Raw genomic sequence first — 24479 nt, forward strand, 5'->3', positions numbered from 1 at the left:
GCGGGCGAACGATTGAGCAGTAACAGGTTAAGGAAGATTGACCATCATGGTTGAACTTGAAATAGACGGCAAGAAAGTAGAGGTGGCCGAAGGCAGCATGATCATTCAGGCTGCGCATAAGGTCGACACCTACATTCCTCACTTCTGCTATCACAAGAAACTGTCGATTGCGGCCAACTGCCGGATGTGTCTCGTCGATGTCGAGAAGATGCCTAAGGCCGTGCCTGCATGCGCAACGCCGGTGTCGGCGGGCATGATCGTGCGCACGAAGTCGGAAAAGGCGGTGAAGGGTCAGCAATCCGTGATGGAATTCCTGCTGATCAATCACCCGCTCGATTGCCCGATCTGCGACCAGGGCGGCGAATGCCAGCTGCAGGATCTGGCCGTCGGTTACGGCAAGTCGTCGTCGCGTTATAGCGAAGAGAAGCGCGTCGTGTTCCACAAGAACGTCGGCCCGCTGATCTCGATGGAAGAAATGTCGCGCTGCATTCACTGCACGCGCTGCGTGCGCTTCGGTGAAGAAGTCGCCGGGGTGATGGAGCTCGGCATGCTGGGCCGCGGCGAGCACTCGGAAATCACGTCGTTCGTCGGCAAGACGGTCGACTCCGAACTGTCGGGCAACATGATCGATCTGTGCCCGGTCGGCGCGCTGACCAGCAAGCCTTTCCGCTACAGCGCCCGCACGTGGGAACTGTCGCGCCGCAAGTCGGTGAGCCCGCACGATTCCGTCGGCGCGAACCTCGTGGTGCAGGTCAAGAACAACCGCGTGATGCGCGTTCTGCCGTTCGAAAACGAAGCCATCAACGAGTGCTGGATTTCGGACAAGGACCGTTTCTCGTACGAAGGCCTGAACAGCCCGGAACGTCTGACGCGCCCGATGCTCAAGCAAAACGGCCAGTGGATCGAGACGGACTGGCAGACGGCGCTCGAATACGTCGTCAAGGGTCTGAAGGGCATCTCGGCCGACCACGGCGCGAACGCGATTGCCGCACTCGGCAGCGCGCACAGCACGGTGGAAGAGCTGTTCCTGCTCAAACAGCTTGCGCAAGCCGTCGGTACGCCGAACGTCGATTTCCGTCTGCGTCAGACGGATTTCACGGCCGCTGCGAACGGCACGCCGTGGCTCGGCACGTCGATCGCCAACCTGTCGCTGCTCGACAGCGCGCTCGTGATCGGCTCGTCGCTGCGCCGCGACCATCCGCTGTTTGCCGCGCGTCTGCGCCAGGCCGCGAAAGGTGGCGCAAAGATCACGCTGCTGCAGGCGACGCGCGACGACGCGCTGATCCCGCAGGCCGCGCGTATCGCTGCTGCGCCGTCGGCGTGGCTCAATGAACTCGCAGGCATCGCTGCTGCCGTGTCGGAAGCGAAGGGCGTTGCACTGCCGGAAGCATTCGCCGGCGTGACGGCATCGGATGCAGCAAAGCAGACGGCCAAGGAACTCGGCGCTGGCGAAACGCGCGTCGTGCTGCTCGGTAACGGTGCCGTCCAGCATCCAGAGTTCGCGCGCATCCATGCAGCGGCTCAATGGATCGCCGAATCGACGGGCGCGACGCTCGGCTTCCTGACGGAAGCGGCGAACACGGTCGGCGCGCATCTCGTCGGCGCATTGCCGGGCGAGGGCGGTCTGAATGCCCGCGAAGTCTTCGAACAGCCGCGCAAGGGTTACGTGCTGCTGAACCTCGAACCGGAATTCGACACGGCCAACCCGGCGCAGGCGCTTGCCGCGCTGAACCAGGCGGAAATGGTCGTGGTGATGTCGCCGTTCCAGACGGGCGCCGAATACGCAGACGTTCTGCTGCCGATCGCGCCGTACACGGAAACGGCCGGCACCTTCGTCAACGCGGAAGGCACGGTGCAGATGTTCAACGGCGTCGTGCGTCCGCTCGGCGACGCGCGTCCCGCATGGAAGGTGCTGCGCGTGCTGGGCAACCTGCTCGGCGCGTCGGGCTTCGACTACGATACGGCGGAGCAGGTGCGCGCCGCGGCACTGGGCGACGGTGACCTCACGCCGCGCCTGTCGAACAAGACGTCGGCAAGCGTTGCGCGCAGCAACGGCGCGAAGGCCGCGGAAGGCACGTTCGAGCGCATCGCCGACGTACCGATCTACCACGCGGACCAGCTGGTGCGCCGTGCGGAGTCGCTGCATCTGACGGCCGCCGCGCGCGCCGCCAACTCGGTGGGGTTGCCCGCCGCGCTGTTCGACAAGCTGGGTTTGAAGGAAGGCGACGCCGTGCGCGTTCGTCAGGGCGATCGCTCGGTGCAGATTCCTGCCGTGCGTGATGCGAATCTTGCGGAGACGGTCGTCCGCGTGTCGGCGGCTACGCCTGCCGGTGCAGCGCTGGGCAGCCTGTTCGGTGAACTGGTGGTGGAGAAGGCGTAAATGACCTTGTTCGAATCGATCAACGCGGGCGGCACCGAGATTCTCGGCGTGGCATGGCCCACGGTGTGGGCGCTGGTGCGCATCGTGGTGGTGGCCGTCGCGATCCTGCTGTGCGTGGCTTACCTGATCCTGTGGGAACGTAAGCTGATCGGCTGGATGCACGTGCGTCTCGGACCGAACCGCGTGGGTCCCGCCGGTTTGCTGCAGCCTATCGCCGACGTGCTCAAGCTGCTGCTGAAAGAAGTCATTCAGCCTTCGCAAGCGAGCCGCTGGGTCTACCTGATCGCTCCCGTGATGGTGGTGGTCCCGGCATTCGCGGTGTGGGCGGTGATCCCGTTCCAGGCGGGCGCCGTGCTCGGCGATATCAACGCGGGCCTGCTGTACGCGATCTCGATCTCGTCGGTCGGTGTGTACGGCGTGATTCTGGCGGGCTGGGCGTCGAACTCGAAATACGCGTTCCTCGGCGCGATGCGCGCGGCGGCACAGATGGTGTCGTACGAAGTGTCGATGGGCTTCGCACTCGTCGTCGTGATGATGACGGCGGGCACGATGAACCTGTCCGATATCGTCGGCTCGCAGATGCGCGGCATCTTCGCCAGCCACGGCGTGACGTTCCTGTCGTGGAACTGGTTGCCGCTGCTGCCGGCCTTCGTCGTCTACTTCGTGTCGGGCATCGCGGAAACCAACCGTCACCCGTTCGACGTGGTGGAAGGCGAATCGGAAATCGTCGCGGGTCACATGATCGATTACTCGGGTATGGCGTTCGCGCTGTTCTTCCTCGCCGAGTACATCAACATGATCGTGATCTCGGCACTGGCGTCGATTCTGTTCCTGGGCGGATGGAGCGCACCGTTCGAGTTTCTGTCGTTCATCCCGGGCATTTTCTGGCTGGTCCTGAAAGTCTTCTTCCTGCTGTCGGTATTCATCTGGGTGCGCGCGACGTTCCCGCGCTACCGCTATGACCAGATCATGCGTTTGGGTTGGAAGGTGTTCCTGCCGGTGACCGTGATCTGGGTGATCGTGGTCGGCCTCTGGATCATGTCGCCGTTGAATATCTGGAATTAAAGGGCGGACGAACCATGACCGCAATCCAAAACTTCTTCAAGACCTTCTTTCTGACCGAGCTGCTCAAGGGCCTCGCGCTGACGGGACGCTACACGTTCCAGCGCAAGATCACCGTGCAGTTCCCGGAAGAGAAGACCCCGATTTCGCCGCGTTTCCGTGGCCTGCACGCGCTGCGCCGCTACGAAAACGGCGAAGAGCGCTGCATTGCCTGCAAGCTGTGCGAAGCAGTGTGTCCGGCGCTCGCGATCACGATCGAATCGGAAACGCGCGCGGACAACACGCGCCGCACGACGCGCTACGACATCGACCTGACCAAGTGCATCTTCTGCGGTTTCTGCGAAGAGAGCTGCCCGGTCGATTCGATCGTCGAAACGCACATCCTCGAGTATCACGGCGAAAAGCGCGGCGACCTGTACTTCACGAAGGACATGTTGCTGGCGGTCGGCGACCGCTACGAAGCGGAAATCGCTGCGAACAAGGCAGCCGACGCACCCTATCGTTGATAGGTTGAAACAGCAGTTCGACGGCGCGCGGTCCGGCAGGCACAAGACCGCGCGACGCTGCCAGACCGCTCTGGCGCCGCGTCACGCATCACAAGCAGAAGACGACGCGCGCCAAAGCACCAAGCCTGACGATGGCCTAACGATGAATCGGTAATCATGGACTTCACGACCGTACTGTTCTACATCTTCGCGCTACTCCTGACGGTGTCAGGGCTGAAGGTGATCACTTCGCGCAACCCGGTGGCGTCCGCGTTGTTCCTCGTGCTCGCGTTCTTCAACGCGGCCGCGATCTGGATGCTGCTGCAGGCGGAATTCCTCGCGATCCTGCTGGTGCTGGTGTATGTCGGCGCGGTGATGGTGCTGTTCCTGTTCGTCGTGATGATGCTGGACATCAATCTCGACGTGCTGCGGCGCGACTTCAAACGCTTCGTGCCGATGGCGACCGTGGTGGGCGCGATCATCGTGATCGAAACGGCGCTGATTCTCTGGCACGGCTACGGCGCGACGGTTCAACCTGTGCGCGATACGACGGCCGCCGTCGCAGGCGCTGCCGACTGGTCGAACACGCGCCTGATCGGCAAGATCATTTATACCGACTACATCTTCGCGTTCGAAGTGGCCGGCCTCGTGCTGCTGGTCGCGATCATCGCGGCGATTGCGCTGACCACGCGTCACGGCAAGGACAGCAAGCGCCAGCGCGTGTCGGATCAGGTGAAGGTGCGGGCCCAGGACCGCGTGCGCGTGGTCAAGATGGCCGCCGAGAAGGAACATCCGGCTGAACCCGAAACCGTTGCCGGCGACGCTGGCGCCGGCAAGAACAGCTGAGCTCAGGAGGAGAAAAACATGTTGTCCCTTGCTCATTACCTCGTGCTCGGCGCGATCCTGTTCGCGATCAGCATCGTTGGCATTTTCCTGAACCGTCGCAACGTCATCATCATCCTGATGGCAATTGAACTGATGCTGCTGGCGGTCAACACGAACTTCGTCGCGTTCTCGCATTATCTCGGCGATGTGCATGGCCAGATCTTCGTTTTCTTCGTGCTGACGGTTGCGGCAGCAGAAGCGGCGATCGGTCTTGCAATTCTGGTGACCCTGTTCCGTAGCCTCGACACGATCAATGTCGAGGATCTCGATCAGCTCAAAGGTTAACTTCAGGCACAGGCTGTTATGTCAACGACACTCAATGAAAACCTGTTGCTGGCGGTAGCGCTTGCACCGCTGGCCGGCTCGCTGATTGCGGGGCTCTTCGGCAAGACGGTGGGGCGTGCCGGTGCGCACTCGGTCACGATTCTCGGCGTCGCCATTTCGTTCGTGCTCTCGTGCATCGTCTTTCTCGATGTGCTCCATGGCGCGAGCTTCAACGCGACCGTGTACGAATGGATGACGGTTGGCAAGGTGAAGTTCGAAGTCGGCTTCCTCGTCGATACGCTCACGGCGATGATGATGTGCGTGGTGACCTTCGTGTCGCTGATGGTGCACGTCTACACGATCGGCTACATGGCCGACGAGGAAACGGGCTACGAGCGCTTCTTCTCGTACATCTCGCTGTTCACGTTCTCGATGCTGATGCTCGTGATGAGCAACAACTTCCTGCAGCTGTTCTTCGGCTGGGAAGCGGTGGGTCTCGTGTCGTACCTGCTGATCGGCTTCTACTTCAAGCGTGAAAGTGCCATCTACGCGAACATGAAGGCGTTCATCGTCAACCGCGTGGGCGACTTCGGCTTCATTCTCGGCATCGGTCTGATCCTCGCATACGGCGGCTCGATGAACTACGGCGACGTGTTCGCGAAGAGCCATGAACTGGCCTCGCTGAGCTTCCCCGGCACCGACTGGGGCCTGCTGACGGTCGCGTGTATCTGCCTGTTCATCGGCGCGATGGGTAAGTCCGCGCAGTTCCCGCTGCACGTGTGGCTGCCCGACTCGATGGAAGGCCCGACGCCGATCTCCGCACTGATTCACGCGGCAACCATGGTGACGGCCGGTATCTTCATGGTGACGCGCATGTCGCCGCTGTTCGAGCTGTCGGACGCGGCGCTGTCGTTCATCACGGTGATCGGCGCGATCACGGCGCTGTTCATGGGCTTCCTCGGCATCGTGCAGAACGACATCAAGCGCGTCGTCGCGTACTCCACGCTGTCGCAACTCGGCTACATGACGGTCGCGCTCGGCGTGTCGGCATACCCGGTCGCCGTGTTCCACCTGATGACGCACGCGTTCTTCAAGGCGCTGCTGTTCCTCGGCGCGGGTTCGGTGATCATCGGCATGCACCACGACCAGGACATGCGCAACATGGGCGGCCTGCGCAAGTACATGCCCATTACGTGGATCACGTCGCTGATCGGCTCGCTGGCGCTGATCGGCACGCCGTTCTTCTCGGGCTTCTACTCGAAAGATTCGATCATCGATGCGGTGAAGCTGTCGCATCTGCCGGGTTCGGGCTTCGCGTACTTCGCGGTTGTCGCGAGCGTGTTCGTCACGGCGCTGTACTCGTTCCGCATGTACTTCATGGTGTTCCACGGCGAAGAGCGCTTCCGCGGTCCGAAGCATCCTGATTCGCCGATGGGCGCGGAAGCAGCGGCGCACGGCCATGGTCATCACGACGATCACGGGCACGGTCACGACGACCATCACGCTCACGAACCGCACGAAACGCCGTGGGTCGTCTGGCTGCCGCTCGTGTTGCTCGCCATTCCGTCTATCGTGATCGGCGCAATCGCAATCGGCCCGATGCTGTATGGCGATTTCTTCCAGCACGGCGTGGCGTTCGAGAAGGTGATCTTCATCGGCGAAAACCATCCGGCGCTGCACGAGATGGCCGAAGAATTCCAGGGCTGGGCGTCGATGGGCCTGCACGCTGCGTCGGGCTTGCCGGTGTGGCTGGCGCTGGCTGGTGTGGTGGTCTCCTGGTTCCTGTACCTGAAGCGTCCGGATCTCCCCGCCGTGATCAAGCGTGGTTTCGGCCCGATCTACACGCTGCTGGATAACAAGTACTACATGGACAAGATCAACGAAGTCGTGTTCGCGCGCGGCGCCGTGGCCATCGGCCGCGGGCTGTGGAAAGAAGGCGACGTCGTGGTCATTGACGGCATTGTCAACGGTAGCGCACGCTTTATCGGCTGGTTTGCGAGCGTGATCCGTTTCCTGCAATCGGGTTACATCTACCACTACGCATTCGCCATGATCATCGGCATGCTGGGGCTCCTGACCCTGTTTGTAACGCTCGGCGGCAAATAAAAAAACAGGCTGGAGACAATTCTCATGCACACGACGTTTCCGATTCTGAGTATCGCGATCTGGATGCCGATTATTTTCGGCCTGGTGGTTCTGGCCATCGGTTCAGATCGCAATCCCGGTCCGGCGCGATGGATTGCGCTGATCGGGTCGGTGTTGAGTTTCATCGTGACGATTCCGTTGATGACGGACTTCGACACGAGTACGGCAGCATTGCAGTTCGAAGAAAAGGCCAACTGGATCGAGCGCTTCAACATCACGTACCACCTGGGCATCGACGGTATTGCGATGTGGTTCGTCGTGTTGACGGCGTTGATCACGGTGATCGTCGTGATCGCAGCATGGGAAGTGATCACGAAGAACGTCGCGCAGTATCTCGCGGCGTTCCTGATCCTGTCGGGCATCATGGTGGGCGTGTTTTCGTCGGCCGACGGCATGCTGTTCTATGTGTTCTTCGAAGCGACGCTGATTCCGATGTACATCATCATCGGCGTGTGGGGCGGGGCGAACCGCGTGTATGCGGCGTTCAAGTTCTTCCTGTACACGCTGATGGGCTCGCTGCTGATGCTGGTCGGCCTGCTGTATCTGTACACGCAGACGGGCACGTTCGATCTGGCAACATGGCACGCCGCGAAGCTGTCGATGACACCGCAGGTGCTGCTGTTCATCGCGTTCTTCCTCGCGTTCGCCGTCAAGGTGCCGATGTGGCCCGTCCACACGTGGTTGCCTGACGCGCACGTGGAAGCGCCGACGGGCGGCTCGGTCGTGCTGGCCGCGATCATGCTGAAGCTCGGCGCATACGGTTTCCTGCGCTTCTCGCTGCCCATCGCGCCGGATGCGAGCCATTTGCTGGCGCCCGTGGTGATCACGCTGTCGCTGATCGCCGTCGTGTACATCGGTCTCGTTGCGATGGTGCAGGCCGACATGAAGAAGCTGGTCGCGTATTCGTCGATCGCGCACATGGGCTTCGTCACGCTCGGCTTCTTCATCTTCAACCAGCTCGGCACGGAAGGCGCGATCGTGCAGATGATCTCGCACGGCTTCGTGTCGGGTGCGATGTTCCTTTGCATCGGCGTGCTGTATGACCGCATGCACTCGCGTCAGATCGCCGATTACGGCGGCGTCGTCAATACGATGCCGAAGTTCGCGGCGCTCGTGATGCTGTTCTCGATGGCGAACTGCGGCCTGCCGGGCACCTCCGGCTTCGTCGGCGAGTTCATGGTGATTCTGGCCGCTGTCCAGTACAACTTCTGGATCGCGTTCGGTGCGGCCGTCACGCTGATTCTCGGCGCGGCCTATACGTTGTGGATGTACAAGCGCGTGTACTTCGGCGCGGTGGTGAACGACCATGTAAAGAACCTCGTCGACATCAATCGTCGCGAGTTCTTCATGCTGGCCGTGCTCGCCGCGTTGACGCTGTACATGGGCATCTATCCGAAGCCCTTTACCGAAGTAATGCACGTGTCGGTGGAGAACCTTCTGTCCCACGTTGCGCAGTCGAAGCTGCCGCTGTCGCAGTGATGCGAAGCGGAGGAATTTAAAGATCATGCAAAACGCACCTATGACCGCCTTGTTACCCGACGCGCTAGTGATGACCGCTATCGTCGTCGCGTGGCTTATCGACACGTTCGTTGGCCCGAACAGCCGCCGCACGACGTATTTCATCGCGCTGATTTCCACGGTCGTGGCCGGCATCTGGTTCGCCGTCGACGCCTTCTCGGGCACCGGGCCGCAATACTACTTCTCGCGCATGTACGTGGTGGACCCGTTCGCCAACGTGATGAAGGCGGTGGTGTCGCTGGGCTACGCGGTGTCGATCGTCTACTCGCGCAAATATCTGGAAGATCGCGGCCTGTACGAGGGCAACTTCTTCCTGCTCGGCATGTTCTCGCTGCTCGGCCAGCTGGTGATGATCTCCGGCAACAACTTCCTGACCCTGTACCTCGGTCTGGAATTGATGTCGCTGTCGCTGTACGCCGTGATCGCGCTGCGCCGCGAACATGCACCGTCGAACGAAGCCGCAATGAAGTACTACGTGCTGGGCGCGCTGGCTTCGGGCTTCCTGCTGTACGGCATTTCGATGCTCTACGGCGCGACGGGTTCGCTCGAACTGAACGAAGTGCTGAAGGCCGTGGCGTCCGGTCGTATCAATGATGTCGTGCTGCTGTTCGGCGTGATCTTCATCGTCGCGGGCATCGCGTTCAAGATGGGCGCCGTGCCGTTCCACATGTGGGTGCCCGACGTCTATCAAGGCGCGCCGACTGCGATGACGATGCTGGTCGGCGGCGGTCCGAAGGTTGCCGCGTTTGCATGGGGTCTGCGCTTCCTGGTGATGGGCCTGCTGCCGCTCGCTGTCGACTGGCAAGAAATGCTCGTCATTCTGGCCGCGCTGTCGATGATCGTCGGCAACATCACGGGTATCGTCCAGCGCAACATCAAGCGGATGCTGGCGTACTCGGCGATCTCGAACATGGGCTTCGTGCTGCTCGGCCTGCTGGCCGGCGTCGTGGACGGCAAGACGGGCGCAGCGGCGAGCGCGTACGGTTCGGCGATGTTCTACAGCATCGTCTATCTCCTGACGACGCTCGGCTCGTTCGGTGTGGTCATGCTGCTCGCGCGCCGCGACTTCGAAGCCGAAACGCTGGACGACTTCAAGGGTCTCAACCAGCGCAGCCCGGTGTTCGCCTTCGTGATGATGGTGCTGATGTTCTCGCTCGCCGGCATCCCGCCGACGGTCGGCTTCTACGCGAAGCTCGCCGTGCTCGAAGCGACGATGAACGCTGGCCTCACTTGGCTCGCTGTGCTCGCGGTGATTACGTCGCTGTTCGGCGCGTTCTACTACCTGCGCATCGTCAAGCTGGTTTACTTCGACGATCCCGTCGACACGACGCCGATCGCGGGCGACACCTGCAAGCGCGCGCTGCTGGCGCTCAACGGCGTGGCCGTGCTGGTGCTCGGCATCGTTCCGGGCCCGTTGATGTCGCTCTGCCTGAACGCGATTACGCATACGCTGCCGCTGTAATGTCGGCAGCGGGGTGGTTCATCGTGCTGTTGGCGCTCGTCGGCGCCAACCTGCCGTTCCTGAATCAGCGGCTGTTCGGTGTCATGCCGCTGAAGGCCACGAAAAAAAGCGCGTGGGTCAGGATCGGCGAACTGATCGTGCTGTATTTCATCGTCGGCGCGCTCGGCTTCATGCTCGAAGCCCGCGCCGGCAACCGCTTCGAGCAGGGATGGCAGTTCTACGCCATCACCTTCAGCCTGTTCATCGTGCTCGCCTTCCCGGGCTTCACGTTTCAATATCTCGTCAAACGGCGCTGACGGTTCCAGCCGTCGCGCTTCTTGCCGCAAAGAGGTCGCATATGGCAGAACTCCCCGATCACGACACCGCGCTGAAAGAAACCTGCATCAAGAGCGAAGTCGCCTATCAAGGGCCGTTCATGACGGTCAAATGCGACACCGTGCGCTTGCCCGATGGCAAGCAGGCGACGCGCGAATACGTGCAGCATCCCGGCGCCGTGATGGTGATCCCGCTGTTCGACGACGGCCGCGTGCTGATGGAAAGCCAGTACCGGTATGCGATGGGCAAGGTGATGGTCGAGTATCCGGCGGGCAAGCTCGATCCGAACGAAGATCCCCTGGCCTGTGCAAAGCGCGAACTGCTCGAAGAAACGGGCTATACGGCGCGCGAATACGTCTATCTGACGCGCGTTCATCCCATCATTTCATACTCGACGGAGTTCATCGACATCTACGTCGCGCGCGGCCTGACGGCGGGCGAGCGCAAGCTCGACGACGGCGAGTTCCTGGAGACGTTCATCGCGAAGCTGTCGGATGTGTCGGAATGGGTGCGTACCGGGCAGGTGAGCGACGTGAAGACGATCATCGGCACGTTCTGGCTGGAGAAACTGCTGTCGGGTGCGTGGCCGGAGAATCCGCCCGAGGCGGGCTGAGCTTCACTGGCCTCGCGTCGATGCAAAACGGCAGCCTTGCGCTGCCGTTTTGCATTTCCGGCGTTCGCCGCACGCAGCTATTCGAGCGTCGGCGTGTCTTGCGCCAACGCGCTAGAATGCCTGATTACCGTTCGCTGCCGGGTCGTCCGGACCGCTAAAAGTAAAAGCATTAGCGAACGATCGTTCACAAATCTCAATTTTGCGCTAAACTCGTACGCAAGCCCTGATTCCACATGAAGGTCCTCGATCTACAGTGCCCGCACGATCATCGGTTCGAAGGCTGGTTCGCTTCCGCCGATGACTTCGAATCGCAGTTGTCCCGCAAGCTGGTCGCATGTCCCATCTGCGGTGCGACGGAAGTGAGCCGTTTGCCGTCGGCGCCGCGTCTGAATCTGTCGGGCGCGACGAGTGCGTCGAACGCATCGAAGGAGAAAGCGGCGGCGAACGTTGGCGAACTGCAGGCGCACGTGATGCGCGTGCTGCGCGAGGTGCTGGAAAAGACCGAGAACGTGGGCGACCGCTTTGCCGAGGAAGCACGGCGCATCCACTACAACGAAGCGCCTGCTCGCAGCATCCGGGGCGTCACGACGCCCGAGGACGCGCGAGCCCTCGTCGAAGAAGGCATCGATGTGATGCCGCTGCCTGTACCCGCCGCACTGAAAGAGCCGCTGCAATAATCGTGGCTTGCAGTGCTCCTGGCGGCGCAAGGCCGCGGCCAGGAGACACTGCGCATGGACTTGAACTATTCCCCCGCCGACGACGCATTCCGCGCCGACATCCGCGCCTGGCTCGAAGCGAATCTGCCTGACGAGCTGCGCGACAAAGTTCTCAATCATAAGCGCCTGAATCGCGACGACTTCGCGAACTGGCACAAGCTGCTCGGCCGGCGCGGCTGGTCGGCGCCTGCATGGCCTGCGGAATTTGGCGGTCCGGACTGGAACGCAACGCAGCGTCATATCTGGGACGAGGAGTGCGCCCGGCTCGGCGCGCCGACGGTGCTGCCGTTCGGCGTATCGATGGTCGCGCCCGTGCTGATGAAGTACGGCAGCGAAGCGCAGAAGCGCCACTACTTGCCGCGCATTCTCGACGGCACCGACTGGTGGTGCCAGGGCTATTCCGAGCCGGGCTCGGGCTCCGATCTGGCATCGCTGCGCACGCGCGCCGAGCGGGTCGGCGATCACTACGTCGTCAACGGCCAGAAGACCTGGACGACGCTAGGCCAGCACGCCGACATGATGTTCTGCCTCGTGCGCACGGACAGCGGCGCGAAAAAGCAGGAGGGCATTTCCTTCCTGCTGATCGACATGAAGACGCCGGGCATCACCGTGCGCCCCATCATCACGCTCGACGAAGATCACGAAGTCAACGAAGTGTTCTTCGAAGACGTGAAAGTCCCCGTCGACAACCTCGTCGGCGACGAGAACCGCGGCTGGACTTACGCGAAGTATCTGCTCGGCCACGAGCGTACGGGCATCGCGCGCGTCGGGCAGTCGAAGCGCGAACTTGCCTTTCTCAAGCGCATTGCGCTGAATCAGAAGAAGAACGGCAAGCCGTTGCTGCTCGATCCGCTGTTCGCGGCGAAGGTCGCGAGCCTCGAAATCGAACTGATGGCGCTCGAAGTGACGGTGCAGCGGGTGGTAGCGAATGAAGCGGGCGGCCGCGGGCCGGGGCCGGAAGCGTCGATGCTGAAGATCAAGGGCACGGAAGTGCAGCAGGCGCTGACGGAACTGATGTTCGAAGCCGTCGGGCCGCTCGCCGCGCCGTTCGATCTGCGGTTCCTCGAAGGCGAACGCGCGCACAGCATCGCGGGCGACGACGACGCCGCGCCGCTCGCCGCGTACTACTTCAACTACCGCAAGACGTCGATCTACGGCGGCTCGAACGAAATTCAAAAGAACATCATCGCGCAGATGATTCTCGGACTGTGAGGAGCGGCGCATGGACTTCAATTTCACCGACGAACAGCAGCAATTCGCGGACGCGCTGCGCCGTTATCTCGACAAGCAATACGGTTTCGAGGCGCGACAGGCGATCGTTCGAACGGAAGCGGGCGTATCGGACGAGCATTGGTCCGCGTTTGCCGAACTGGGCCTGACCACGTTGCCCGTGCCCGAAGCGCAAGGCGGCTTCGACGGCGGCACGATCGACATGCTGGTTGTGATGCAGGAACTCGGCCGAGCGATGGTCGTCGAGCCGTACTGGTCGACGGCTGTCGGCATCGAGGCGCTGAAGCTGTCCGGCACGGGTGACGGCGACGATGCCGCGTTGCTCGAACGCGCGGCGCAAGGCGAGATCCGGCTGGCCGTCGCGTTCCATGAACCCGGCGCACGTTACGATCTTTTCTCGATCGACACGACCGCGACGCGCCACGGCGATGGCTACGCGTTGAGCGGCACGAAATCGGTCGTGCAGCATGGCGCGCAGGCCGATCACTGGATCGTGCCCGCGCGGCTCGACGGCGAGATTGCGCTGTTCGTCGTCGCGCGCGCTGCCGCGAACGCGCAGATCACCGACTATCGGACGATCGACGGCCAGCGCGCCGCGACGCTCGCATTCAACGCAACGCCGGCGCGCAAGCTGGACGGCAGGCACGCGGGCGCCGCCGCGCTGGAGCACATCGCGGACTACGGCGTGGTGTTGCTGTGTGCGGAAGCGGTCGGCGCGCTCGATGCGCTGAATCACGCAACCGTCGAATACACGAAGACCCGCCAGCAGTTCGGTGTGCCGATTGCGCGCTTCCAGGCGCTGCAGCACCGGATGGTCGAGATGCTGATCCACACCGAGCAGGCGCGCTCGGCGACGTATCTGGCGGCCGTGCGTTACGGCAGCGACGATGTCGACGAGCGCCGCCGCGCGGTATCGGCGGCAAAAGTGCGGGTGGGGCAGGCGGCGCGCTTCGTCGGACAGCAGGCAGTGCAGTTGCATGGCGGCATGGGCGTGACCAACGAGGTCGCGGCTGCGCATCTGTTCAAGCGTCTCGCTATCATCGAAACCACGCTCGGCGATGTCGATCATCATCTGGCGCGCTTCGCCGCGCTGCCGGGCTTCGCAACGGCCGACGCATGAGCGCCGCCGCCAACACATGCAAACGAGGTGAACGATGGGTTTGAGTTACGAGGACATGGAAGTCGGCAAGTCGTATGAAGTCGGCTCGCATACCTTCACGCGCGACGAGATCGTCCGGTTCGCGGAGCAGTTCGATCCGCAGCCGTTTCACGTCAGCGATGCGGGCGCTGCCGCATCGCCGTACGGCACGCTGATCGCGAGCGGCTGGCATACCTGCTCGGTGATGATGGGCATGCTGGTGCGCAACGTGCTGGCGGGTTCGACATCGATGGGGTCGCCGGGCATCGACGATTTGCGCTGGCTCAAGCCGGTACGCGTCGGCGACACGATCCGCATGATGAACAGCGTGCTCGACAAGCGCGTGTCGGCGAGCAAGCCGGATCGCGGCATCGTGTCGACGGAATGGCAGGGGTTCAATCAGAACGGCGAACTCGTGATTACCGTGCGCTCGAAGGCGATCTTCGGGCTGCGCAATCCGGGGTCGGCGGCATGACGCCGGACCTGACGCTCGCTTCGACCGCCGACGTACGTGGGCTCGTCGGCCAGCCGCCGCGCTTGAGCGCGTGGGTCGAGGTCGATCAGGCGAGCGTCGATCGCTTTGCTGTGGCAACGGGCGATCATCAATGGATTCATGTCGATCCCGAGCGCGCGAAGCGCGAGTCGCCGTTCGGCGGACCGATTGCGCACGGTTTTCTGACGCTGTCGTTGATACCTGCGTTGCTCGTCGATACGTTCCGTTTCGAGCAGCGCATGGGCGTCAACTACGGGCTCAACCGCGTGCGCTTTACGGCACCTGTACCTGTCGGGTCGCGGTTGCGGGCGAGCTTCGTGCTCGCGGGCGTGACGGATGTCGAAGAGGGCGGTGTGCAGATCACGTGGAATGTGACGCTCGAACGGCAGGGTAGCGAGCGCCCCGTGTGCATTGCGGAGTTCATTACGCGGCACTATTTCTAGGTGCGCCCGCTGGTGTTGCGCGATGTTCAGTGCTTTGCGCACTGCGTCGCGCCGAACGGTATTTGCTTCGCTTTTTCATCCGAAAACCCCAACCGGCACGCCCGCGCCTCGCAGGCATGTTCCAGATGTGCGGCATCGGCCCGACGCTCGACGCTCGGTCAGACACACCACTTCCGCGTCTTGTCTTTGCCGCTGGCGTTTGCGGTTTTTTGCGCTGGCATCCGCGGTTTTGGATTTTGCGCGGGCATCCGCGAATTGTTAGCGTGCTTCAGGCGTCGCCGGTGTGCGTTTGCCTTTGCGCTGGCATCCGCGATGCGTTAGCTCGCTTCAAGCGTCGCCCCTGTGCGGGGCGGCACCTACTTTTCTTTGCCGCCGCAAAGAAAAGTAGGCAAAAGAAAGCGGCTCACACCGCCAGCCTTTGACATTTGTCCACGGGCCCCTAACGTCCCCGTACTTTTCACGGCAACGCACCTGTACACGTGCGTTGCCAACGCTCTCTCTGTACGCCTCACCCGCTTCATGCATCCGCGTCACAGCACGCCGTGCCACACAGTCTGCCGCCGCCAAGGTGGCAAACTGTGTGTAGGTTGTCCCGCTTCACACGTCATTGCTCTTATCAGAAACACCGACCTTACTACCTGGTCCGGAGTGAGGCATTTATGGTGCGAACGCCTACACACAGTTTGCCGCCTGGGCGGCACAAACCATTCGCTGCCGCTGGTTGTTGTACGGGTGCATGAAGCGGGTGAGGCGCACTTTCGAAGCGTTGGCAGCGGGCATTGAACAGAGCGTTGCCGTGTGAATTGTAAGAACCTTTGGGGGCCCTCAGGCAAACACAAGAACTGGCGGTGTGAGCCGCTTTCTTTTGCCTACTTTTCTTTGCGGCGGCAAAGAAAAGTAGGTGCCGCCCCGCACAGGGGCGACGCGTGAAGCGAGCTAACGCATCGCGGATGCCAGCGCAAAGGCAAACGCACACCGGCGACGCGTGAAGCACGCTAACAATTCGCGGATGCCAGCGCAAAAAAACCGCGGATGCCAGCGCATCACTCCGAATACTTCCCAAGCTCAATCTTGGCAATAGCATTCCGATGCACCTCATCTGGCCCATCAGCAAACCGCAACCACCGCGCGGTGGTATAGGCATAAGCCAGAGGAAAATCATCACACATCCCAGCCGCGCCATGCGCCTGAATGGCCCAGTCAATCACCTGACACGCCATGTTGGGCGCAACAACCTTGATCATCGCGATCTCACCGCGCGCGCCTTTATTCCCGACGGTATCCATCATGTAAGCCGTCTTCAGCGTCAGCAACCGGGCCTGCTCGATCAGACACCTCGCCTCGGCAATCCGCTCCTGCGTAACAGTCTGCGCCGCAATCGGCTTGCCAAACGCCACACGCTGCAGCGTGCGCCTGCACATCAACTCGAGCGCACGCTCAGCAAGCCCGATCAACCGCATGCAATGATGAATGCGTCCCGGCCCGAGCCGCCCCTGCGCAATCTCAAACCCGCGCCCCTCGCCAAGCAACATATTCACAGCAGGCACGCGCACGTTATCCAGCGTGATCTCCATATGCCCGTGCGGCGCATCGTCATAACCGAACACGCTCAACGGTCGATGCACCGTAATCCCCGTCGCCTCCGCAGGCACGAGAATCATCGATTGCTGCGCGTGACGCGGCGCCTCAGGGTCCGTTTTGCCCATCACGATGAAGAGCTTGCAGCGCGGATCGCCCGCGCCCGACGACCACCACTTGTGCCCATTGATCACATACGCGTCGCCGTCGCGCACGATGCTCGTCTGAATGTTGGTCGCATCCGATGACGCCACCTCCGGCTCGGTCATCAGAAACGCCGAACGGATCTGGCCTTGCAGCAGCGGCTCCAGCCACTCGCGCCGGTTCTCCTCGTTGCCGTAACGCTCGATCGTCTCCATGTTGCCGGTGTCGGGCGCATTGCAGTTGAACACCTCGGGCGACCACGGCACACGGCCCATGATCTCGCACAGCGGCGCATATTCGAGGTTCGTCAGGCCCGCGCCGCGCTCGGAATCGGGTAGAAACAGGTTCCATAGGCCGGCATCGCGCGCCTGCTGCTTCAGCGTTTCGATCAGTTCCGTCGGCACCCACGCGTTGCCCGCCTGACGGTTGCGCGCCACTTCTGCAGCGTAGGCCTGTTCGTTCGGATAGATGTGCTCGTCGAAGAATGCGAGCAACTTGTCGCGCAATGCCTGAACCTTCGGGGTGTAGTCGAAATTCATCTTGCCCTCGTGGATGTCGTTGAATCCGGTCTACAGATCGAGCACGCGGTGTCGCAGGCCCATCACTCAGCGAACCTTCTGCGCATAGCGCCACGCAAGTTCGGCCATCGGCCTGGCGCGCCGTCCTGCGTCGGCGGCCTGTTCGCTCGCTGCCGTGCCGTCGACCACGCGCTTCATGATTCCCTGCAAGATCGCTGCGATGCGGAACATGTTGTACGCGAGATAGAAGTTCCAGTCGCCGCAAATCGTCTGGCCGGTGCGCTCGCAATAGCGTTGCACGTAGCGTGCCTCGTCGGGTATGCCGAGCGCGGTCCAGTCGAGTCCGGCGATGCCCCGAAACTGCTCTGGATCGACATGCCACGCCATGCAGTGATACGCAAAGTCGGCGAGGGGATCGCCGAGCGTCGACAGTTCCCAGTCGAGCACGGCTAGCACGCGCGATTCGTGCGGATCAAAGATCAGATTGTCGAGCCGGTAATCGCCGTGCACGACGGACACGCGCTGGCCCGCTTGTTCGTCCGTTTCGGCGGGCATATGTTGCGGCAGCCATTCGATCAGGCGATGCATCGCGTCGATCGGTTCGGTTTCCGACGCCTGATACTGCTTGCTCCATCGGCCGATCTGGCGCGCAAGGTAGTTGCCGGGCTTGCCGTAGTCCGCGAGCCCGACCCTGGCGACATCGACGCTATGCAGCGCGGCGATCACGCGATTCATCTCGTCGTAGATCGCACCGCGCTGCGCAGGCGTCATGCCGGGCAGCGACGGGTCCCACAGCACGCGGCCCTGGACGAACTCCATCACGTAGAACGCCCGGCCGATCACGCTTTCGTCCTCGCATAGCGCGAGCATCTTCGCGACGGGTACGTCGGTGTCGCGCAGCGCATGCATCACGCGATACTCGCGCTCGATCGCATGCGCGGACGGCAGCAGTTTCGCGGACGGGGCAGGCTTCGCGCGCATCACATAAGCGCGCGTCGGCGTAATCAGCTTGAAGGTTGGATTCGACTGGCCGCCCGCGAATTGTTCGAGCGTCAGAGGTCCGGCAAAGCCGTCGACATGTTGCGCGAGCCAGGCGGAAAGGGCGCCCGTGTCGATGCGCTGCCGTTCGCTGACGGGCCGCGTGCCTTCAAAAGCGGAGTAGTCGGTAGGTGTCGCGTCTTGCGGCATGTCTCCTCCGTTGGATGATCGAACGATCGGCCTGCTAGCTGCGCCTGCTCTGAATGAATTGTGCGTAAAGCATTTCCATCGACGTATTGCGCACGTCACGATGCAGCGGCGAGGGCGGCGCGTGATTGATCATCCTCACCACCCAGTCGCGCGGCGCGGCCCCGACGTCGAGCGCGTTGACGCAGCCCGTCGCCTGCGCGAGATGGCCGAAGAAGGTGCGGCCGCCCGCCGTGATCGCATGCGACAGGATCGCGCGATTGACGCCGCCGTGCAGCACGAGCAATACGACATCCCACGATGGGTCGGCGCGCAGCGCGGCCAGCGCCGGCAGCACGCGGTCGAACAGTGCGCCGATCGTCTCGCCGCCGAGAAACTGCAGGTCCTCCGCAACGATGCCGTCGAACGCGCCGATAAACGCCGCTTCGAGATCGTGGGCGGGAACCGAACCCGGCTTGCCGCTGCGTATTTCTTCCCATGCGGGTTCGATGTCGATCCCGGTGTGCTGGCTCATTTGCGCGAGCACGCGCTGTGCCGTCTCGACCGTGCGCGGCAAGCCACTGGCGATCACGCGATCGAACCGCACGTTCTGGTCGGCAAACGCGCGGCCGGCGGCATCGGCCTGTGCGCGGCCGTTTTCGTTGAGCGGCACGCGCTCGGGGTCGATCGTACTGCCCGATGCATCGAAGTACGTGACGTCGCCGTGCCGCATCAGATAGATGCGGCGGCGCTTCGGCAACTGATAGCCGGACCCGGTCGACGTGCTCATTTGTAGTTGGGTGCGCGCTTTTCGAGGAACGCGGTGATGCCCTCCAGCCCGTCGCGATGATGCAGCGACGCGACGAAGCTGTCGCGCTCCGCAACGAGATGCTCGGGCAGCGATTGCGCGCCCGCCGCCGCGATCAATCCTTTGATGCGTGCCTTCGCATTCGGCGATACCTTGCCGAGGTCGTCGGCCCACGCGATCGCCGTATCGCGCGCGGCGCCCGGCTTCACGAGCCGGTTGACGACGCCCAGCTCGTACAGACGCTGTGCGCCGATCGGCTTGCCTTCAATCAGCACTTCCGTTGCAATCTGACGCGGCAACGCGCGCGCGAGGAACCACGAGCCGCCGCCATCCGGCGTAAGGCCGACGCGTGCATACGACATTACGAACTTCGCGTCGTCGGCGGCGACGATCAGGTCGCATGCGAGCGCAAGCGAAAAGCCCGCGCCTGCCGCCGCGCCGTCGACGGCCGCGATCACCGGCTTCGACGACGCCTGCAACGCGGCGATCCATTCGCCGAGCAGATCGATGCTTTGCGCCTGCACGGACGGATCTTTCGCGCGGTTTTCGAGCAGACGGTTCAGGTTGCCGCCCGCGCAGAAGAAGTTGTCCGCGCCCGTGATGACGACGGCGCCGATCGACGGATCGCGTTCGGCGGTGTCGATTGCTTCGATGCCGGCGGCGTACATGTCCGGGTGCATCGCGTTGCGCGCGCCCGGGTTCGACAGCGTCAGCACGAGCGTCGATTCGCTTTCGGCTGGGCGGGAGGCGAGCAGTTCGGCAGCCATTACGCTTGCTCCTTCGTGTGGTCCTGATCGGCGGCGTCGGCTTGCGTGAGCGAGATGCCGAGTTGCGCGCGGCGCGCCAGCCACGGCGACGGACGGTAGCGTGGATCGCCGAGCACGTTGAACATGTTGCGCAGAATGGTCAGGATGGTTTGGGCGCCGAGCGCATCGCCGAGGGCGAGCGGCCCCCGCGGATAGCCGAGGCCGAGTGTCACGGCGAGGTCGATGTCCTGCGGCGACGCAATCTGGCGCTGTGCGATATCGCAGCCGATGTTGACGATCGTCGCGACCACGCGCTGCGCGACGAAGCCCGTCGAATCGCGGATGACAGTGACGGGCACGCCGTCGTGTGCGAAGAGAGCGTGCGCGGTATCGCGCGCGGCGCGCGTCGTTGCGGGCGTGGTCATCAGCGTGCGGCGTTGCGCGTCGACGAGCGGGAAGAGGGTATCGATGGCAACGACGCGGCTCGCGTCGAGGTTTTCATCGACAGCCGCGGTGGTCGCGTCGAAGCCGAGCGGCGTGACGACGATCAGCGAATCGGCGGCGGGGGTGGTGCCTTCGTCGACGGCGACGCGGGCCTTCGCGATCAACGCGAGCACGGCGTCGCGCGCAGCGGGCACGCGTGCGCTGACCCACACTCGCTTCGGCAGCTCGGTCGGTGCGGGCGCTTCGACAGGCGCCTGCTGCTTGCCGTCGACATATACATAAAAGCCTTCGCCAGCCTTGCGCCCGATCAGCCCGCCCGCGAGGCGCGTGCCCGTGATCGGCGACGGCGTGAAGCGCGGCTCTTCATAGAACTGGTGATAGATCGATTCCATCACCGGGTGCGACACGTCGAGCGCCGTCAGATCGAGCAGCTCGAATGGCCCGAGACGAAAGCCCGCCTGCTCGCGCATGATGCGGTCGATATCGACGAAGCTCGCGACGCCTTCGTCCGCGACGCGCAAGCCCTCCGTATTCATGCCGCGGCCCGCGTGATTGACGACGAAGCCGGGCATATCCTTCGCGCGCACGGGCGTGTGGCCCACGCGGCGCGCGAGATCCATCAGCGCGTCGCCGGCGGCGGGATCGCTGCGCAGGCCGTCGATCACTTCGACGACCTTCATCAGCGGCACCGGATTGAAGAAGTGATAGCCGACGACGCGCGATGGATCGGCGCACGCGGCCGCAATCGCCGTGATCGACAGTGAAGACGTATTCGACGCGAGAATGCAGCGCTCGCTGACGATGCCTTCGAGTTCCTTGAAAAGCGCGCGCTTCACATCGAGCTTTTCGACGATCGCTTCGACGACGAGGTCGCAGTCCTTGAGTTCGCCGATCGCCGTGGCGCCCGTTACGTTCGCGAGCGCGGCAAGCGAGCGCGAATTGTCGAGCTTGCCTTTGGCGACCAGCTTCGAGAACGTGTCGGACAGGTAATCGCGCGCCGCGCCGATGGCAGCGGCATTCGTGTCGTAGAGCCTGACCTTGAGGCCCGCGAGCGCGGCGATCTGCGCGATGCCGCGTCCCATCGCGCCCGTGCCGACGATGCCGACGGTCTCGATGCTGGTCTGGCGAGAGGTATTCGGTGCCATGATGTGACTCACTCCATGATTATTCTAAAATAGTACGTTCGTTTCAATTCGTCGTGTGCGCGTGCATGTGCGCGGTCCGCGACGAATGGCAAGCGACTTTCGACAACCATCCGCAGGGAGACACCGGATGATCAAGCTGCACGGTTTTGCGCTGTCCAACTATTACAACAAAGTGAAGTTTGCGCTGCTCGAATTCGGCATTCCGTTCGAGGAAGTGTGCGTTCCGTTCAGCCAGGACGAGGCGGTGCTCGAACACTCGCCGCTCGGCAAGGTGCCGTACATCGTGACTGAGCATGGCAGCCTGTGCGAGTCGCAGGCGATCATCGAATATCTGGCCGCGGCCTTTCCGGAGAAGGCAATCTTCTCGCGCGACCCGTGGGAAGCCGCGAAGGAGCGCGAATTGATCACGTTCGTGGACGTGCATCTCGAACTGACGGCGCGCAATCTGTACAAGCAGGCGTTCTTCGGCGGCACGATCACCGACGCCACGAAAGGGCGCACCGAGAAACTGCTGATCCATCATATCCGCGGCTTCAGGCGGCTCGCGAAGTTCACGCCGTATCTGCGCGGCGAGCAGTTCAGCATCGCGGACGTGGCGGGCTTCGTGAGCTTGCCGCTCGTCGGCATCGCGACGCAGGCCGTGTACGGGCGCGATTTTCTGCTCGATGTCGGCATCGACTGGAAGCCGTACGTGAAGGCGATCAATGCACGCCCGGCCGCGCAGCGCGTGACGGACGACCGCAAGGCCTACATGGAAGCGCAAAAGAAGCAGTGAGGGCGCGGCACGACCGCGCGCCGCATGCGGCGACCGACAGGCGCCGCGCCGCTTCGCGCGCGATGACGAAGAACCGGGGTTCGTTCGCAGCATCGCGCGCGCCATCTCAGAGACGCGCCAGCCGTTCGAGCGCGGTGGCGAGCGTGTCTTCTTTCTTCGCGAAGCAGAAGCGCACGACGCCCGATTCATGCGACTCGTGATAGAACGCCGACACGGGAATGGCGGCCACGCCGATCTCGCTCGTCAGCCATTGCGCGAATTCGGCTTCGGGCATGTCGCTGATGGCCGAATAGTCGACGCACTGGAAATACGTGCCCGTGCACGGCAACAGCTTGAAGCGCGATTGCGCGAGACCGGCGCGGAAGAAATCGCGCTTCTTCTGATAGAAGGCGGGCAGGTTCAGATACGGCGCCGGGTCCTGCATATAGTGCGCGAGGCCGAGTTGCATCGGCGTGTTGACGGTGAACACGTTGAACTGATGGACCTTGCGGAATTCCGCCGTCAGCGCGGCGGGCGCGGCCACGTAGCCGACCTTCCAGCCCGTCACGTGATACGTCTTGCCGAAGCTCGACACCACAAAGCTGCGCTGCGCGAGTTCCGGATAGCGCGCCACGCTTTCGTGCGGTGCGCCGTCGTAGACCATGTGCTCGTACACTTCGTCGGAAAGAATCAGCACATTCGTGCCGCGTACGATCTCTTCGAGCTTCTTCATGTCCTCCGCGCGCCAGACGGTGCCCGTCGGGTTGTGCGGCGTGTTGATGAGGATCATGCGCGTTTTCGGCGTGATCGCGGCGGCCAGCCTGTCGAACGGGATGGCGTAGTCGGGCGCTTCGAGCGTGACGAACACGGGCTTGCCGCCCGCCAGTTCGATCGACGGCAGGTAGCTGTCGTACGTCGGCTCGACCACGATCACTTCATCGCCCGGATGGACGGCGCACAGGATCGCCGTCAGAAGCGCCTGCGTCGCGCCCGCCGTTACCGTGATTTCGGTCGTGGCGTCGTAGCGGCGTCCGTACAGGTTGGCGATCTTCTCGGAGATCGCCTGGCGCAGCGGCGCGACGCCTGCCATCGGCGGGTACTGGTTGTGGCCTTCGCGCATCGCGCCGGCCACGGCATCGACGATGCGCGGATCGCAATCGAAATCCGGAAAGCCCTGGCCGAGATTGACCGCGTTCTTTTCGGCGGCGAGCGCGCTCATCACGGTGAAGATCGTCGTGCCGACGGTCGGCAGACGGGATGGGAACGATGGAGGCAGGGTGGTCATAGGCGTGCTCGTCAGATCGTGCGGTGCGTTCATGTCGCGGTCCGGATGCGGTCGTGGTCGTTGATGCCGTTGTGGTCAGGCGTGAAGCTCGATTGTAGGGAAAATCCGCGCGGCGGTTGGCGGTGCCGCCCGGCAGCGCGTCGCGTCGCCCCCGTTTCGTTTCGTCTGCGGACTGCGCTGGCGCCCGTCAGGCCTCGACAGGCGCTTGCGCCGTCAGCGCACATTCGACGACGAACGGCGCGGGCTGCGCGATCCGGAAACCGAAATCGCGGGCAACCCGTTTCGCGAGCTTCAACACCGCGCGATCTTTCGAGACCAGCCAGTCCGCCTGCATCGCATAAGCGAGTTCGAGAAACTTCTGGTCGTCGCGATCCTTGCATTTGGGCAGCGTGGGCGCGTTCTCGTCGGGCGTGGGCTCGACTAGCGTCGATAGCCGCGCGAGCGTCGCGAGCGCGGCGGTTTTGTCGACAGCGCGCTTTTCGAACTGCGGATAGTCGAGCACGTAAGTGAGTTCGGCGAGGCAGCGTGCGTCGATCAGCGCACGCAGCGCACCGCTTTCGAGCGCAGCGAGAATGGGGCGCGTGTGCGGGTCGTCGAACACGAGAATGTCGATCCACACGTTCGAATCGAGCACGACGGCGGGCGCCGCCGCATTTCTTGCGGCAGGCGTGTTCTGTTCGGGCAAGGCAGGGGTTTCGGGCATTCGTTACAATCTGGCTTTCGTCTTTGACCGCCAGGCACGGC

Annotated in this window: 23 protein-coding genes; 16 read left to right on the top strand and 7 right to left on the bottom strand. The window is 62.9% G+C overall.

The features are described from left to right. Positions 1-46: 46 nt before the first annotated feature. From nuoG to KFO72_RS26845, 15 genes are all read left to right on the top strand, one after another. Entirely contained in the window at positions 47-2380 is a 2334-nt protein-coding gene (nuoG, locus tag KFO72_RS26775) for an NADH-quinone oxidoreductase subunit NuoG (RefSeq protein ID WP_054930072.1), read from the top strand. After that, complete coding sequence (nuoH, locus tag KFO72_RS26780) at positions 2381-3445, top strand: NADH-quinone oxidoreductase subunit NuoH (protein ID WP_054930073.1); 1065 nt, start codon at positions 2381-2383, stop codon at positions 3443-3445. It abuts the gene before it with no gap. 14 nt (positions 3446-3459) lie between these two features. Further along, a complete protein-coding gene (gene nuoI / locus KFO72_RS26785) occupies positions 3460-3948 on the top strand; it encodes an NADH-quinone oxidoreductase subunit NuoI (RefSeq protein WP_012401389.1) in 489 nt (162 codons plus the stop codon). A gap of 156 nt (positions 3949-4104) precedes the next feature. Then, positions 4105-4773, top strand: a complete 669-nt coding sequence (locus KFO72_RS26790) for an NADH-quinone oxidoreductase subunit J (protein ID WP_054930074.1) — start codon at positions 4105-4107, stop codon at positions 4771-4773. An 18-nt stretch (positions 4774-4791) separates the two neighbouring features. After that, a complete protein-coding gene (gene nuoK / locus KFO72_RS26795) occupies positions 4792-5097 on the top strand; it encodes an NADH-quinone oxidoreductase subunit NuoK (RefSeq protein WP_007588140.1) in 306 nt (101 codons plus the stop codon). Positions 5098-5115: 18 nt separating this feature from the next. Next, positions 5116-7182, top strand: coding sequence for an NADH-quinone oxidoreductase subunit L (nuoL, locus tag KFO72_RS26800; RefSeq protein ID WP_060600193.1), 2067 nt, complete (start codon positions 5116-5118; stop codon positions 7180-7182). Positions 7183-7206: 24 nt separating this feature from the next. Further along, entirely contained in the window at positions 7207-8700 is a 1494-nt protein-coding gene (locus KFO72_RS26805; RefSeq protein WP_054930075.1) for an NADH-quinone oxidoreductase subunit M, read from the top strand. A gap of 25 nt (positions 8701-8725) precedes the next feature. Beyond that, on the top strand, positions 8726-10201 hold the full coding sequence (gene nuoN / locus KFO72_RS26810) for an NADH-quinone oxidoreductase subunit NuoN (protein WP_225033411.1): 1476 nt from the start codon (positions 8726-8728) through the stop codon (positions 10199-10201). Beyond that, on the top strand, positions 10201-10497 hold the full coding sequence (locus KFO72_RS26815; RefSeq protein ID WP_060600196.1) for a DUF2818 family protein: 297 nt from the start codon (positions 10201-10203) through the stop codon (positions 10495-10497). The genes nuoN and KFO72_RS26815 overlap by 1 nt, the downstream gene beginning before the upstream one ends. A gap of 41 nt (positions 10498-10538) precedes the next feature. Beyond that, positions 10539-11129: an NUDIX domain-containing protein gene (locus KFO72_RS26820; RefSeq protein WP_054930078.1), complete on the top strand. Its 591-nt coding sequence runs from the start codon at positions 10539-10541 to the stop codon at positions 11127-11129. A gap of 233 nt (positions 11130-11362) precedes the next feature. Then, a complete protein-coding gene (locus tag KFO72_RS26825; protein ID WP_054930079.1) occupies positions 11363-11806 on the top strand; it encodes a DUF1178 family protein in 444 nt (147 codons plus the stop codon). 54 nt (positions 11807-11860) lie between these two features. Beyond that, positions 11861-13057 (top strand): acyl-CoA dehydrogenase family protein, encoded by a 1197-nt coding sequence (locus tag KFO72_RS26830; RefSeq protein ID WP_225033412.1) that lies wholly within the window; start codon positions 11861-11863, stop codon positions 13055-13057. A 10-nt stretch (positions 13058-13067) separates the two neighbouring features. Continuing rightward, complete coding sequence (locus tag KFO72_RS26835) at positions 13068-14195, top strand: acyl-CoA dehydrogenase family protein (RefSeq protein WP_225033413.1); 1128 nt, start codon at positions 13068-13070, stop codon at positions 14193-14195. Positions 14196-14229: 34 nt separating this feature from the next. Continuing rightward, entirely contained in the window at positions 14230-14688 is a 459-nt protein-coding gene (locus KFO72_RS26840) for a MaoC family dehydratase (protein WP_054930081.1), read from the top strand. Further along, positions 14685-15149, top strand: a complete 465-nt coding sequence (locus KFO72_RS26845; RefSeq protein ID WP_060600199.1) for a MaoC family dehydratase — start codon at positions 14685-14687, stop codon at positions 15147-15149. Before KFO72_RS26840 ends, KFO72_RS26845 begins: the two co-directional genes overlap by 4 nt. A gap of 1043 nt (positions 15150-16192) precedes the next feature. On the opposite strand, the gene KFO72_RS26850 is transcribed toward KFO72_RS26845, so the two are convergent. The 5 genes from KFO72_RS26850 to KFO72_RS26870 form a co-directional block, all read right to left on the bottom strand. Further along, positions 16193-17410: an acyl-CoA dehydrogenase family protein gene (locus KFO72_RS26850; RefSeq protein WP_054930084.1), complete on the bottom strand. Its 1218-nt coding sequence runs from the start codon at positions 17408-17410 to the stop codon at positions 16193-16195. A gap of 66 nt (positions 17411-17476) precedes the next feature. After that, complete coding sequence (locus KFO72_RS26855; RefSeq protein WP_225033414.1) at positions 17477-18577, bottom strand: phosphotransferase; 1101 nt, start codon at positions 18575-18577, stop codon at positions 17477-17479. A 34-nt stretch (positions 18578-18611) separates the two neighbouring features. Next, a complete protein-coding gene (locus KFO72_RS26860; protein ID WP_225033415.1) occupies positions 18612-19343 on the bottom strand; it encodes a histidine phosphatase family protein in 732 nt (243 codons plus the stop codon). Further along, positions 19340-20128, bottom strand: a complete 789-nt coding sequence (locus KFO72_RS26865; RefSeq protein WP_225033416.1) for an oxepin-CoA hydrolase, alternative type — start codon at positions 20126-20128, stop codon at positions 19340-19342. The genes KFO72_RS26860 and KFO72_RS26865 overlap by 4 nt, the downstream gene beginning before the upstream one ends. Then, positions 20128-21696, bottom strand: a complete 1569-nt coding sequence (locus KFO72_RS26870; RefSeq protein ID WP_225033417.1) for a 3-hydroxyacyl-CoA dehydrogenase — start codon at positions 21694-21696, stop codon at positions 20128-20130. Before KFO72_RS26870 ends, KFO72_RS26865 begins: the two co-directional genes overlap by 1 nt. Before the next feature lie 127 nt (positions 21697-21823). Here KFO72_RS26870 and KFO72_RS26875 point away from each other — a divergent pair, with 127 nt between their 5' ends. Continuing rightward, positions 21824-22471: a glutathione S-transferase family protein gene (locus KFO72_RS26875; protein ID WP_062915553.1), complete on the top strand. Its 648-nt coding sequence runs from the start codon at positions 21824-21826 to the stop codon at positions 22469-22471. A 106-nt stretch (positions 22472-22577) separates the two neighbouring features. Here the strand turns inward: KFO72_RS26875 and KFO72_RS26880 are convergent, their stop codons facing one another. Continuing rightward, entirely contained in the window at positions 22578-23768 is a 1191-nt protein-coding gene (locus KFO72_RS26880; RefSeq protein ID WP_060600211.1) for a pyridoxal phosphate-dependent aminotransferase, read from the bottom strand. A 154-nt stretch (positions 23769-23922) separates the two neighbouring features. After that, positions 23923-24438 carry a putative toxin-antitoxin system toxin component, PIN family gene (locus KFO72_RS26885; protein WP_225033418.1) on the bottom strand — a complete coding sequence of 172 codons (516 nt, stop codon included), beginning with the start codon at positions 24436-24438 and terminating at the stop codon, positions 23923-23925. Positions 24439-24479 lie beyond the last annotated feature (41 nt).

Source organism: Paraburkholderia sp. XV, assembly GCF_020177535.1.
GTDB lineage: Bacteria > Pseudomonadota > Gammaproteobacteria > Burkholderiales > Burkholderiaceae > Paraburkholderia > Paraburkholderia caribensis.